Raw genomic sequence first — 12,815 nt, 5'->3', positions numbered from 1 at the left:
AGGGCGTCCAGGGGGACGGCGGGGTCGGCGAGGGCCTCGGGGTCCAGGGGGGCGCCGGAGCGGATGAGCTTCTGGACGGGTTCCGTGACGTCCCACACATTGACGTTCATCCCGGCGAGGAGGCGCCCCTCGGAGAGCCAGAAGGCGATGAACTCGCGCTTGCCGACGTCGCCGCGGCAGACGACCTGGTCGTAGGAGCCGGGCGGGGCGTAGCCGGAGTACTCCAGGCCGACGTCGTACTGGTCGGAGAAGAAGTAGGGCACGCGGTCGTACGCGATCTCCCGGCCGAGCATGGCGCGGGCGGCGGCCGGGCCCTCGTGGAGGGCGTTGGCCCAGTGCTCGACGCGCAGGCGGGTGCCGAGCCACGGGTGCTCGGCGGCGGCGACGTCGCCGGCGGCGTAGATGTCGGGGTCGGAGGTGCGCAGGGAGGCGTCGACGGCGATGCCGCCGCCGTCGGCGCGGTCGACGAGGGCGAGGCCCGCGGCCTCGGCGAGGGCGGTGCGGGGGGCGGCGCCGATGGCGGCGAGGACGGCGTGGGCGGGGTGCTCCTCGCCGTCGTCGGTGCGGGCGGCCAGCACCATGCCGTCGTGGCCCGCGATCTCGGTGAGGCGGGCGCCGAAGTGGAAGCGGACGCCGTGCTCGCTGTGCAGGTCGGTGAAGAGCTGGCCGAGCTCGGGGCCGAGGACGGGGTGCAGCGGTGTGGGCTCGGGCTCGACGACGGTCACCTCGGCACCGTAGGAACGGGCGGCCGCGGCGACTTCCAGGCCGATCCAGCCCGCGCCGGCGATGACGAGGTGGCCGTTGTCGCGGCCGAGGGAGGCGAGGACGCCGCGCAGCCGCTCGGCGTGGGCGAGGCGGCGCAGGTGGTGGACGCCGGCCAGGCCGGTGCCGGGGATGTCGAGGCGGCGCGGCTCGGCGCCGGTGGCGAGCAGCAGCTTGTCGTAGTGGACGCAGGTGCCGTCGCCGAGGCGGACGGTGCGGCCGGCGCGGTCGAGGTGGACGGCGGGCTGGCCGAGGTGCAGCTCGATGTCGGCCTGGGCGTACCAGGCGGGCTCGTGGACGAAGAGGCTGTCGCGGTCGTCCTTGCCCGTGAGGTAGCCCTTGGACAGGGGCGGGCGCTCGTAGGGGTGTTCGCGTTCGTCGCAGATGAGGATCACCCGGCCGGTGAAGCCCTCCGCGCGGAGGGTCTCCGCGGCCTTCGCCCCGGCCAGGCCCCCTCCGACGATGACGAACGTCTGGTTCGCGTCGACCACTTGCTGCCTCCTCGCTGCCGCGCAGTGCGTCTGCGCTGCGTCTGCGGTGAACCGCCCCCGCCCGGGATCGCCCGTGCAGAGGTTGCCGCACGGGGGCCGCCGCCGGAAGAGGGACTACCCCGGACGGGTCAGTACCCGCAAGGTGTGGGGGAAGTCCCGGGATTCTGTGGACGTTCGGTCACCCTTCGGTCACCGGATCTGCCCGGGATCCGCTCCGGTGACCACCGGAGCGGATCCGGTCCCGCCGCCCGCTTTGCCGTCCTGCTACGGGGCCTCCGCCGCGCGGCCGCCGGTGAGACGGGCGAGCAGGGACCGCGCGGAGACGTCGGTCAGGGCGGCGATCTGGTCGACGACGGCGCGCAGCCGGCCGGCGTCGTCCGTGGCGGCGGCGTGGAGGGTGCGGAACTGGGGGTCGAGGCCGTCGGGGGCGCGGGCGGTGAGGGCCTCGGCGAGCTCGGCGATGACGACGCGCTGCTCGGCGCGGAGCTTCTCCTGGTCCTCGCGCTGCATGACGTACCGGTCGGCGACGGCCTTCAACACCGCGCATTCGAGGCGGGTTTCGCGGGGGACGACCAGCTCGGCGCGGTAGCGGGTGAGCCGGCCGGGGCCCCACGCGGCGCGGGTGGCGGTCTCGGCGGCCAGGCAGAAGCGGCCGATGAGCTGGCTGGTGGCGTCCTTGAGGCGGGCCTGGGCGACGGCCGAGCCGTCGTAGCCGTGCGGCCACCACTCCTGCTCCAGGAGCCGCTCGGGCTCGGCGAGGAGGACGTTCGGGTCGAGGTGGCCGGCGTGCAGGCCGTCCTCGACGTCGTGGACGGAGTAGGCGACGTCGTCGGCCCAGTCCATGACCTGGGCCTCGAAGCTCTGCCGGCCCTCGGGGGCGCCCTGCCGCAGCCAGCTGAAGACGGGCACGTCGTCGGCGTAGACGCCGAACTTGCGGGAGGCGGGGTCGGTGGGGTGGCCGCCGCGGGGCCAGGGGTACTTGGTGGCGGCGTCGAGGGCGGCCCGGGTGAGGTTGAGGCCCACGCTGACGAGCGCGCCGGGCTCACCGGGATCGCCGCCGTCGCCGGCGGGCACGAACCGCTTGGGTTCGAGGCGGGTGAGCAGGCGCAGCGACTGGGCGTTGCCCTCGAAACCGCCGCACGGGCCCGCGACTTCGTCGAGCGCCTGCTCGCCGTTGTGGCCGAACGGGGGGTGGCCGAGGTCGTGCGCGAGGCAGGCGGCCTCGACGAGGTCGGGGTCGCAGCCGAGGGCCGCGCCGAGCTCCCGGCCGACCTGGGCGCACTCCAGGGAGTGGGTGAGGCGGGTGCGGGGGCTGGCGTCCCAGGCCTGGGCGCTGACGCCGGGGGTGACGACCTGGGTCTTGCCGGCGAGGCGGCGCAGGGCGGCGGAGTGCAGCACGCGGGCCCGGTCGCGCTGGAAGGCGGTGCGCCCGGGGCGTTTGTCGGGCTCGGGGGCCCAGCGCTCCAGGTCCTGCTCGTCGTATCCGGCGATGGGGGGCTGCTCGCCCGCGGTGCGTGCCGTTCCGTTCATACTCCCGACGGTAACCGCAGGGTGTGACAGCAGCGACGGCGCAGGCGGGGAACCGGACGGGGGCCCGGGGCGTTCTTACCGGTCGACGGGGAAGGTGATCGGCATGGTGCGGGGCCGCGTGCTGCGGGTGCGGGTACGGATGCCGCGGACGCGGCGGGAGCGGCGGCGGCTGCTGTGGGCGGCCGTGGCCGGCTGCGTGCTGGCGCTGCTGCCGGCGACGTGGGTGTACGCGGCGGCGGAGCCGCGGATGCGGACGGTTGCGAGCGTGCCGGCCGCGCCGGTCGCCATGGTCTTCGGCGCGGGCCTGTGGGACGGCGAGCCGTCCCCGTATCTGGCGCACCGCCTCGACGCCGCGATCGAGCTGTACCGCGCGGGCAAGGTCCGCGTGGTGCTGGTCACCGGCGACAACAGCCGCGAGGATTACGACGAGCCGGATGCGATGCGGGCGTATCTGACGAAGCGCGGGGTGCCGGCCGACCGCGTCGTGAGCGACTACGCGGGCTTCGACACCTGGGATTCGTGCACGCGCGCGGCGCGCGTCTTCGGCGTGAAGAAGGCCGTGCTCATCACCCAGGGCTTCCACGTGCGGCGGGCCCTGGCGCTGTGCGGGGCGGCGGGGATCGACGCGTACGGCGTCGGGGTGCCCGCCAGGCACGACGTGACCTGGTACGCGGGCGGTGCGCGGGAGGTCTTCGCCTCGGGCAAGGCGGCGCTGGACGCCGTCGTGCGGCCGGGGCCGCGCTTCCTGGGGCCGCACGAGCCGGGCGTCGAGCAGGCGCTGGCGGAGGCGGACGGGCGGTGACCGGCCGGGCCGGGGCGGGCGCGCCGCCGCTGATCCGGCCGACGGCGCGGGGCGACGTCCCGTACGGCTTCCGCACCAGTGCGGGTACGCCTTCCTTCCCCGGGCGCCGCGCGGATTGAGTACGCCGGGGTCAGGATCACGGCCGTGGCGTACGGCCCACGATCCGCGGCGCATTCCCCTACGCCGTGCCGCGGATATGCCTCTGACCTGGCTGCAGAAATCCACTGTCGACCATATAAAGAGACTGTCGCACCATTCCTGGTCGTGAGGGTTCCTTGGGGCGCCGTTTACACCCCTGCGCATCTTCTGACAGCGTAAGCGCCGCAGTACCGGCCGAAATTCACCGGGACCGGACGTCAGGAGGACAGATGCGCCACGGCACCGCTCTGCGGAGGGACATCGCAGCCCCCGGCACCACCCCTCTCATCGGCATCTACGACATGTACTCGGCATCCATCGCCGCGCAGCACTACAACGGATTCTTCGTATCGGGGTTCGGATTCGCCGCGTCCCACTACGGGCTCCCCGATATCGGTTTCATCGCCTGGCCCGACATGGTCGGCTTCGTCGAACGGCTGCGCCCCGCCTTCCCCGGCCACCATCTGCTGGTCGACATCGACGACGGCTACGTCGATCCCGAGGTGGCGTGCCACGTGGTGCGCCGACTGGAGCGGGCCGGGGCCTCCGGGGTGATCCTGGAGGACCAGCAGCGGCCGCGCCGGTGCGGGCACGCGGACGGAAAGATCGTCCTGCCGCTCGACGCCTACCTGAACAAACTCGAACTGGTGCTGGCCGCCCGGGAGGACCTGCTCGTCGTGGCGCGCACCGACGCGACCGAGGAGAAGGAAATCCTGCGCCGCGCGGCGGCCCTCGCGGAAACGGACGCGGATGTCGTCCTGGTCGACGGGGTGCGCAGCACGGAGTGGATTCGCAAGGTGCGTTCCGTGATCGGTGATAAGCCGCTGCTGTTCAACCAGATCGCGGGCGGGAAGTCGCCGCGGCTTTCCCTGAGCGAGCTCACGGAATTCGGCGTGGACGTCGCCATCTACAGCACTCCGTGCCTTTTCGCGGCACACCGTGCCATCGATGACGCGCTGACCGCGCTGAAGAAGGACGACGGGCGGCTGCCGGACACCTCGGGAGGCGACGAGATCGGGGTCGCGGGCTCCACCCGGCTGCTGGAGCGGAACATCGGCAGGCAGCGCCCGGCCCGGCAGGCGGTCCCGGCGTGATCCCGCGCGCCGCCCTCCTCGCCGTGGGCGTCGCCGGTGCCGTGCTCGCGGGCACCGTCCTGGGCGGCGAGGCCGCGGCCGCCGCCCGCACGCGGACCGAGCCGCAGGATCCGCTCCCCACGGGCCTCGGCCCGTCCAACTTCGGCCTCCTCGTGGTCGACAACTCGCATGCCGACTCCTGGCTGGAGGTCGACCGCACGGCCAACGCGCTCGTCGGCAGCAAGGGCACGGCCGGCAGCGACCACGACGGGGGCGGTGGCGCCATCGACGTGCGCAACCGGGACGTGGGCGGCTCCGCCCAGTCGCAGCCGGAGGGGGGCTGGATCGGCCACACGCCGGACGGCGAGGGCGAGTAGCGCGCGGCGAGTATCGCGCAGCCGGGAGCCGCGGGGGCGTCAGCTCCGCTGCGGCTCCCGGTCGTTTATGGCGTCCACGTACAGCTTGAAGATCTCGTCGTCGTTGACCGGGCTGTACGAGATCTGCGCGCTCTCCTCGCCGTCCGGCCCGCCGCCGTTGAGGCCGCCCAGCACCCCCACGAGGTCGCCGGTGCGCTTCTGCTCGTCGAAGTGGGTGAGCCACGGGCTGCCGGAGGTGCCCGAGACGAAGCCGTCGCAGCGCATCCGCAGCTGGTTGCGCGGTTCGAGGCGGGTGGTCATGGCGGTGCAGCGGATGGCCTTGTCGGCGGGGTCGTCGTCCGCGTCGGGGTAGCCGATGACGGTGACGCGGTTGACGAAGCCGGGGGTGCGGACCAGCCGGTTGGCGCCGGTGACGCGCTCGATCTGGCGGCCGCGGGCGTCGGCTCTGACGGTGGCGAAGGCGAAGTCCAGGTCGGAGCCGGCGCCCGTGTCGCTGCGGCGGGGGTCGGCGAAGACGTGGTCCACGGGCCACACCCCGTACGGCTGCTTGCCGGATCCCGCGCGGTAGTCGGGGACGAACGCGGCGTCGTCGCCGATGGAGCAGTGCCCGGCCGTGACGATCAGGTTGCCCTTGGGGCTGTGCACCACGCTGGCGGTGCAGTGGTGGTCGCGCAGGTCCTCGCCGGCGGAGACGAGCACGCCCACGGACGGCACTCCCTCGAAGTGGCGGGCGCTGCCGGTGACGCGCTGGGCCGCGGGCGCGGCGTCGCCGTTCTCGCCGTCGGACCCGTCCTGCGCGCGGTCCACGCGCGTCGGGCCCCAGAACCGCCGGGCCTCCTCGCTGGACCAGCTGCCCTCCCGGCCGTGGCCTCCGGCACCGCGCGGCACGGCCGCCGCGAGGGTGAGGACATAGAGCCCCGCGAGCACGGCCCGGACCCACCGGGCCCGGCCCCACCGGGAGAAACGCACGAGAACCCCCACCACGTCAGGAAGGTACGGGTCAGGCTAGCCGCCTTGTCCGGCGGACCCGGTGCGCGCCGGGCCTATTTAAGGGATTTCTTATGCAAGGGCCAGCCGTTCGGGGCGGCCGGGCGCCTTTGCGCAGCTCAGACCGCTCGCGCCCCGCGGCTCAGCCGCCCCACTGGTCGTAGCCCAGCTTGCACACCAGCGACAGCACCACCACGACGAGCACCACCCGGACGAAGCCGCTCCCCCGCTTCAGCGCCATCCGCGCCCCCACGGCCCCGCCGGTGAGGTTGAACAGCGCCATGGGGGCGGCGATCTGCCAGATCACGGCGTGCTGGAAGGAGAAGGTGACGAGCGCGCCCACGTTGGTGCACACGTTCACGATCTTCGAGGTGCCGGAGGCCGTCACCAGGTCCATGTGCAGGATCGCGGCGAGGGCGAGCACGAGGAACGTGCCGGTGCCGGGGCCCATCAGCCCGTCGTAGAAGCCGATGCCGAGGCCCGCGACGGCGAGCGCGGCGAGGGCGCGGCGGCGCGAGACCGGCCGGGCGTCCGGCAGCGCGCCCGTGCCGAAGGAGGGCCGCAGCAGCACGAAGGCCAGTACGGCCACGAGGATCGCCATGATCAGGGGGCGCAGGACGGCGCTGCTGATGCTGGAGGCGAAGAAGGCCCCCGCGAAGGAGCCGCCGAGCGCGGCGAGGCCGATGCGCAGGGCGGTGCGCCGGTTGACCGGTGCGCGACGGGTGTAGGTGACGGCCGCGGCCGCGGTGCCGCAGATGGCGACGGCCTTGTTGGTGCCGATGGCGTGCGGGACCGGCACGTGCGGCAGCGCCACCATGAGGGCGGGGAGCTGCAGGAGGCCGCCGCCGCCCACCACGGCGTCGACCCAGCCCGCCGCGGCCGCGGCGAGGCAGAGCACGAGCAGCGTCGTCAGCGATATGTCGGTCGTCACCCCGGCGATCGTACGGGTTCTGCCCAACCGGCTTGCGGAGGACGGCGGTAGCCCGCCTCCGCGCCCGCTGCCCGTCCCGGCGGATCCGCTGTATACGGTCCGGCCGCGCCGGGCAGGGGCGCCCCGCGGGCGGGCCACCGTATCGGGCGAATGCCCGCCCTGCGGCCGCACGCCCTGGCCTACGCTGGTACCCACGAGGGTTACTGACGCGTATGTGCCGGGTGCGGACCGCAGAGGAGCGCAGCAGACGTGACTGGATGGAGCGCGAGGGAGATCCCCGACCAGAGCGGCCGCACGGCCGTGGTCACCGGCGCCAACAGCGGCATCGGCTACGTCACGGCCCGCGAGCTGGCGCGGCGCGGCGCCCGGGTCGTCCTGGCCTGCCGGGACGCGACGCGCGGCAAGGCCGCCGAGGAGCGGGTCCGGGCGGCGGCGCCCGGCGCCGACGTGCAGTTCGCCCCGCTCGACCTGGCGGACCTGTCCTCGGTGCGGGCCTTCGCCGCGGACCTGCCCGGCGACCGGCTGGACCTGCTGATCAACAATGCCGGGGTGATGGCGCTGCCGCAGCGCCGCACGGTCGACGGGTTCGAGATGCAGTTCGGCACGAACCACCTCGGCCACTTCGCGCTGACCGGGCTGCTGCTGCCGCGGCTGCGGGAGGCCGGGCACGGCGCGCGGGTCGTCACCGTCTCCAGCGGCCTGCACGTCCTGGGCACGGTCGACCCGCGCGATCTGAACATGGAGCACCGCTACCGCCGCTGGATCGCCTACGGCCGCTCCAAGAGCGCCAACCTGCTGTTCACGCACGAGCTGGCGCAGCGGCTGACGGCGGAGGGCTCGCGCGTCGTCGCCGTCGCCGCGCACCCCGGCTACGCGGCCACCAACCTGCAGACGGCCGGGCCGCGGATGGAGGGCCGGGACGCGGCCGAGCACTTGGCCGAGCTGGCCAACCGGCTCTTCGCCCAGAGCGCGGAGGAGGGGGCGCTGCCCACGCTGTACGCGGCGACGGCGCAGGACGTCCGGCAGGACGACTACTTCGGGCCGCGCTTCGAGTTCCGCAGTGCGGGGGTGCCTACGCGGCGGGCGGTGCGGGCGCCCTGGACGCGTAACGATCGTGCGAGTGCAGGGCTCTGGGCGGCCTCCGAACGGCTGACCGGCGTGACGTACGACTGGCTGTAGCGGATCCCGCCGGGCCTGCGGGGCCTCACCGCTCGCAGGACTCCAGCAGCCGCCGCGCCCCCTCGCCGTCGATGCGTTCCGCGAGTTCCCGCAGCGGCGCCCCGCCCTCGCGCAGCAGGCCGCTCGCGCGGGAGCGGCGCACGCCCGCGTCGAGCTGGTGCCACAGCAGCGGGTTGGCGACGAGCACCTGCGGGTCGAACTCCACGCGCCGGCCGCCGGCGTCCCGCAGCACCAGCCGCGGCGTCATGCCGTCCGCGCGGCGCACCTGCGTGAGCAGGTCCGTACGGACGCGCTTTTCGCCCAGCAGACCGCGCACGGCGAGCCAGCCGTCGCCCGCGGTGACCTTCTGCGGCAGCAGGACGGCCATGAGGAGCGCCCCCAGGCCGGTCCAGCAGGCGGCCCGCGGCGCGTCGAGCCCGCCGCGGGCGAGGTCGGCGAGGACGAGGACGCCCGCGAGGGCCGAGCCGCAGTACCAGGCGGCCCGCGCCTCGCGCCGCCAGCCGCGGTCGCGGGCGAGAACCGCGCCGCCGGGCGGCTGCGCCTTCGCCCGTGCCGTCCGTGCAACCGGGCCGCCCGCCCGCGCCTTCGAGAGCTGTCGCCGTCCCATGCCGGTGACGCTAGGTCCCCGCGGGGGCGGGCCGTCCGCATTTGACGGGGTGCTGACGCCGCCCGGGCCAACCCTTACGCCCCGCTGACGCAACCCGGCCCCGGCCGTCAAGAACGCGTGAAGATCCCTCCGGAACGCGCCAAGAGGCCGCCAAGGCCGTGCGCAGGCGTGCGGGGCCCGCTGCACGCTGGGCGTCCCACTCACGGAGGTACGAACAGAATGTCCCTGCTCGCGCACGCGCACCAGCAGCCCGAAGGGGCCGGCGAGGAACCCCCGGATACCGGCGCCGCGCGGCCGCCCGCCGAGGACCGGCACCGGCTGACCGCCCCTCAGGGGCTCGCGGCGCTCTCGCTGGACGCCATGGCGTCCGTGGCCTACGGGCCCGAGTCGATCGTCCTGGTGCTGGCCGCGGCGGGCGCGCACGGGCTGGGCTTCACGCTCCCCGTCACCTTCGCGATCGCCGCCCTGCTGGCGGTCCTCGTCGCCTCCTACCGGCAGGTCATCGCGGCGTTCCCGGACGGCGGCGGCTCCTACGCGGTCGCCAAGCGGCACCTCGGCCGGCGCACCAGCCTGGTGACCGCCGCCTCCCTGGTGCTGGACTACGTGCTGAACGTGGCGGTGTCGGTCACCGCCGGCGTCGCCGCCCTGACCTCCGCCTTCCCCTCCCTCTACGCCGACCGGCTGTGGATCTGCCTGGCCGTGCTGGCCCTGGTGACCGGGGTGAACCTGCGCGGCATCGTGGAGTCCGCGAAGTGGTTCATGGTGCCGACCGCCGTGTTCGTCGGCTCGATCCTGACGATGATCGTGGCCGGGCTGCTGCGGGACGCACCCGCCAGCACCGAGGCCGCCGCCGGGCACGCCTCCGTGCTCGCCGGGAACGCCACCTCCGTGGGTGCCCTGCTGCTCCTGAAGGCCTTCGCCGCCGGCTGCTCCGCCCTCACCGGCGTGGAGGCCGTGGCCAACGCCGTGCCGGCCTTCCGCGCCCCGGCGCAGCGCCGGGCCCAGCGCACGGAGGTCGCGCTGGGCGGCCTGCTGGGCGTCATGCTGACCGGCCTGGCGGTGCTCATCGGCCGCTTCCACCTGCAGCCGGCCGAGGGCGTCACCGTCCTCGCGCAGCTCGCCGACGCCTCGCTCGGTCACAACTGGGCCTTCTACGTGGTGCAGTTCGCGACCGTCGTGCTGCTGGCGCTGGCCGCGAACACGTCCTTCGGCGGCCTGCCCGTCCTGATGGCCCTGCTGGCCCGGGACAACTACCTGCCGCACGTCTTCGCCCTCAAGGCGGACCGGCAGGTGCACCGGCACGGCGTGCTGGCCCTCGCCGCGGTCTCCGCGCTGCTGCTGGTCTTCTCCGGCGGTGACGTCAACACGCTCGTGCCGCTGTTCGCGATCGGGGTGTTCGTGGGCTTCACGATCTGCCAGGTCGGCATGGTGCGGCACTGGCGGCGGGAGCGCTCCGCGGGCCGGCGCGGCAAGGCGCTCCTCAACGGCTTCGGCGCGCTGCTGACGGGCGTGTCGGCCGTCGTGGTCACGGCCACGAAGTTCGAGGAGGGCGCCTGGCTGATCGTGCTGGCGCTGCCGCTGCTCGTCCTGGCCTTCGAGGCCGTGCACCGCTCGTACGGGCGGATCGGCGAGCGGCTGGGGCTGGGCCGGGTGCCGGAGCCGCCGCGCCGCTGCCACAGCGTGGTCGTCGTGCCCGTCTCCTCCCTCTCCCGGCTGACCAGCAAGGCGCTGACCGCCGCGGTGTCCCTCGGCGACGAGGTGGTCGCGGTGACCGCCGTCCAGCCCGACGCGGAGGGGGCGCGGGCCGCGGAGTCGCTGCGGCGCGACTGGGAACTGTGGAACCCGGGCGTCGACCTGGTCGAACTGCCCGCGCCCACGCGGGCCCTGGGCCGCCCCATCGTCGCCTACGTCCAGGAGCTCACGGACCGGCACCCCGACAACCGCGTCACCGTCCTCATCCCCGAGGTCGAGCCCGCGCACGTCTGGCAGCGGCTGCTGCAGAACCAGCGCGGCGCGGTCGTGGCCCACGCGGTGCGCCGCGACACGGACGCGGTGATCTGCCGCCTCCGCTTCCGCATCGGCGCGGAACCGGCCCGTGGAGCGGCCACGGGCCGGTAGTGCGCCCGCCGTACGGCTGCTGACGGCGCGTCCGCCGTACGGCTGCTGACGGGGTTCATGCCCACGGCAGCGGTAGGAGTGAGGCGGCGAACGCCGCCCCCGCAGTCTCCCGGGGTCACGCCCCGGGAGACTGCAAAACCGACGGCTGCCGCGGCGCGAGCTGCTGCCGGTGGCCGCCGCGCAGCAGGGCCGCGCCCAGCGGCGTCAGGGTGTGCATCACCGCGCTGCCGTTGCGCAGCGTCAGCACCAGCCCCGCCTCGCGCAGCACGCCCGCGTGCTGGCTCGCCGAGGCCGCGGAGACGCCGACGCGGCGAGCCAGTTCGCTGGTGGTGCAGCCGCCGCCGATGGAGCCGAGCACCGCCGAGCGGGTGTGCCCGACGAGCTTGCCGAGCGAGCGCGGCGCGGTCTGCACGGCGGGCGCGGACTCCGACATGTGCCGGGCGGGGTAGACGAGCACCGGCGTGAGGTCGGGGTCCCGGTAGGTGACGGGCGTGCGCCGGCAGAAGAAGGACGGAACCAGCAGCAGCCCGCGGCCGCCCAGGTGCACGTCGCGGTCCACGGGGTAGTCGGCTTCCAGGACCGGCGCGCGCCAGCGCATCATGGGCGGCAGCGAGGAGAGCAGGGCGTCCGCTCCGCCGTCCAGCAGGGCCCGGCCGCGCACGGCCCGGTCGGCCTCGATCTGGGCCTGGATGTGCTGCCAGTAGGGTGCTATCGCGGCCTCGTGGTAGGCCTGGAGCGCGCCGGTGAGCTTGGCGAAGGCGCGGTCGTCGCCCTCGGCCATGGATCGTATCCAAGCGGGGAGCGTCCGGGCCGTGGCGAGCCGGCCGAGCTCGCGGTGCACCCGCTCGCCGGGCGTCTCGCGCAGCGCCTGCATGCCGGAGTCGAGTCCGAGTACCCCTTCGGGGGGTGTGAGGAAGTCCGGAAAATACCCGCGGGACGGCACCAGCGGGGCGAGAAGCCGAGTTTCACCATTCAACCGGGCCCGGGTTTCCGAGCGCCAATCCCCGAAGATCGACTCGCCTTGTTTGTCCCGGAGCCGGTGGAGGCTCAATACGGTTTCCCAGAGTGCGTCCGGGTCTCCGGCCAGGCGCAACCGGGCCAGATCGAGTCCAGTGAAATGGACGCGCAGCACCAAACCCCCACATGAGACATCCGCAACCACCCCCCGCTCACTGAGTATGCACACCGATACGAGCTGTTACCACGCCCTTTTGGCCACAGTTGAAAGGACTCGCGGCGAACGTGGGGGAAGCGAAATGCTATTCACGCACTCGGGGCCGCCCCCGCTCGTTCCCGTGGGGGGTGGCGAGCGAAAAAGCGGCCGCTGAGTATGCGAGTTGCCGCCCGAGCCGATGCGGGCGGCAACAACTCCCGGTGGGGGAGTAAAGAGGGGCGGCGCTCCCGCACGAGCGCCGCCCCTTCGCCGTGCCGGGCACAGAGAACCCACAGGTCGGGCACATCTCGGGCGCAGGTTCACCACAGGACGACCACGCGCCGGTAACCCGTCCGTCATGTGCCGGAGACACTCCCGCCCCACCGCGCGCCTCACGCGCCCCAGCGGAACGACGGTTTCCGGCCAACGGGGGTTCCGCTCGGGGGCCTTGGTCCGTACCGGACGGTCAGTGCGACGGGACCGTACGGGCGGCTCAGCGCGAAGAGAGCGGCACCCGTGCGAAGGGGCGGCCCCCATGCGAAGGGGCGGCCCCCCGCACGGGTGCCGCCCCCAGGTGCTGGAGCCGCCGCCGGGGCTGAGGGTCGGGGTTCGCCCTGGCGGCGGCTCCAGCACCTGGGGGGGGGGGGGGGGGGGGGGGGGGGGGGGG

11 protein-coding genes are annotated in these 12,815 nt (G+C 74.3%); 5 read left to right on the top strand and 6 right to left on the bottom strand.

Features of this window, described 5'->3' with window-relative positions:
- Both ACSNOH_RS28130 and ACSNOH_RS28125 read right to left on the bottom strand, forming a co-directional pair.
- Positions 1 to 1,253, bottom strand: a 1,253-nt coding sequence (locus ACSNOH_RS28130) for an NAD(P)/FAD-dependent oxidoreductase (protein ID WP_436724245.1), incomplete at its 3' end; no start/stop codon positions are given.
- 264 nt (positions 1,254 to 1,517) lie between these two features.
- The gene (locus ACSNOH_RS28125; protein ID WP_436724244.1) at positions 1,518 to 2,783 is read right to left on the bottom strand and encodes a deoxyguanosinetriphosphate triphosphohydrolase; all 1,266 of its coding nucleotides are present in this window, start codon (positions 2,781 to 2,783) and stop codon (positions 1,518 to 1,520) included.
- A gap of 103 nt (positions 2,784 to 2,886) precedes the next feature.
- Between ACSNOH_RS28125 and ACSNOH_RS28120 the strand changes: the two genes are divergently transcribed.
- From ACSNOH_RS28120 to ACSNOH_RS28110, 3 genes are all read left to right on the top strand, one after another.
- Entirely contained in the window at positions 2,887 to 3,585 is a 699-nt protein-coding gene (locus ACSNOH_RS28120) for a SanA/YdcF family protein (RefSeq protein WP_436724243.1), read from the top strand.
- A 368-nt stretch (positions 3,586 to 3,953) separates the two neighbouring features.
- On the top strand, positions 3,954 to 4,817 hold the full coding sequence (locus ACSNOH_RS28115; RefSeq protein WP_436724242.1) for an isocitrate lyase/PEP mutase family protein: 864 nt from the start codon (positions 3,954 to 3,956) through the stop codon (positions 4,815 to 4,817).
- A complete protein-coding gene (locus ACSNOH_RS28110; RefSeq protein ID WP_436724241.1) occupies positions 4,814 to 5,173 on the top strand; it encodes a hypothetical protein in 360 nt (119 codons plus the stop codon). The genes ACSNOH_RS28115 and ACSNOH_RS28110 overlap by 4 nt, the downstream gene beginning before the upstream one ends.
- Positions 5,174 to 5,212: 39 nt before the next feature.
- Here ACSNOH_RS28110 and ACSNOH_RS28105 read toward each other — a convergent pair whose 3' ends face one another.
- Both ACSNOH_RS28105 and ACSNOH_RS28100 read right to left on the bottom strand, forming a co-directional pair.
- Positions 5,213 to 6,157, bottom strand: a complete 945-nt coding sequence (locus ACSNOH_RS28105; protein ID WP_436724240.1) for a trypsin-like serine peptidase — start codon at positions 6,155 to 6,157, stop codon at positions 5,213 to 5,215.
- Between the two features lie 145 nt (positions 6,158 to 6,302).
- Positions 6,303 to 7,091, bottom strand: a complete 789-nt coding sequence (locus ACSNOH_RS28100; RefSeq protein ID WP_436724239.1) for a sulfite exporter TauE/SafE family protein — start codon at positions 7,089 to 7,091, stop codon at positions 6,303 to 6,305.
- A gap of 249 nt (positions 7,092 to 7,340) precedes the next feature.
- Here ACSNOH_RS28100 and ACSNOH_RS28095 point away from each other — a divergent pair, with 249 nt between their 5' ends.
- Complete coding sequence (locus tag ACSNOH_RS28095) at positions 7,341 to 8,270, top strand: oxidoreductase (RefSeq protein ID WP_436724238.1); 930 nt, start codon at positions 7,341 to 7,343, stop codon at positions 8,268 to 8,270.
- Positions 8,271 to 8,295: 25 nt separating this feature from the next.
- Here ACSNOH_RS28095 and ACSNOH_RS28090 read toward each other — a convergent pair whose 3' ends face one another.
- Positions 8,296 to 8,877: a hypothetical protein gene (locus tag ACSNOH_RS28090; RefSeq protein ID WP_436724237.1), complete on the bottom strand. Its 582-nt coding sequence runs from the start codon at positions 8,875 to 8,877 to the stop codon at positions 8,296 to 8,298.
- A 219-nt stretch (positions 8,878 to 9,096) separates the two neighbouring features.
- On the opposite strand from ACSNOH_RS28090, the gene ACSNOH_RS28085 reads away from it, so the two are divergent.
- Positions 9,097 to 10,995 (top strand): APC family permease, encoded by a 1,899-nt coding sequence (locus tag ACSNOH_RS28085; RefSeq protein WP_436724236.1) that lies wholly within the window; start codon positions 9,097 to 9,099, stop codon positions 10,993 to 10,995.
- A gap of 115 nt (positions 10,996 to 11,110) precedes the next feature.
- Here the strand turns inward: ACSNOH_RS28085 and ACSNOH_RS28080 are convergent, their stop codons facing one another.
- Positions 11,111 to 12,127: an ArsR/SmtB family transcription factor gene (locus tag ACSNOH_RS28080; protein ID WP_436724235.1), complete on the bottom strand. Its 1,017-nt coding sequence runs from the start codon at positions 12,125 to 12,127 to the stop codon at positions 11,111 to 11,113.
- Between the last annotated feature and the right edge of the window lie 688 nt (positions 12,128 to 12,815).

The sequence above is a fragment of the Streptomyces sp. URMC 127 genome (genome assembly GCF_051386535.1).
In the GTDB taxonomy this organism is placed as follows: domain Bacteria; phylum Actinomycetota; class Actinomycetes; order Streptomycetales; family Streptomycetaceae; genus Streptomyces.
Note: the sequence above shows the minus strand (reverse complement) of the source record. Positions and strands in the feature narration are given on the sequence as shown.

Coding starts and splice junctions, on each gene's coding strand:
- ACSNOH_RS28125 (WP_436724244.1), bottom strand. CDS start 2,783: ATGAACGGAACGGCACGCACCGCGGGCGAGCAGCCCCCCATCGCCGGA.
- ACSNOH_RS28090 (WP_436724237.1), bottom strand. CDS start 8,877: ATGGGACGGCGACAGCTCTCGAAGGCGCGGGCGGGCGGCCCGGTTGCA.
- ACSNOH_RS28085 (WP_436724236.1), top strand. CDS start 9,097: ATGTCCCTGCTCGCGCACGCGCACCAGCAGCCCGAAGGGGCCGGCGAG.
- ACSNOH_RS28120 (WP_436724243.1), top strand. CDS start 2,887: ATGGTGCGGGGCCGCGTGCTGCGGGTGCGGGTACGGATGCCGCGGACG.
- ACSNOH_RS28115 (WP_436724242.1), top strand. CDS start 3,954: ATGCGCCACGGCACCGCTCTGCGGAGGGACATCGCAGCCCCCGGCACC.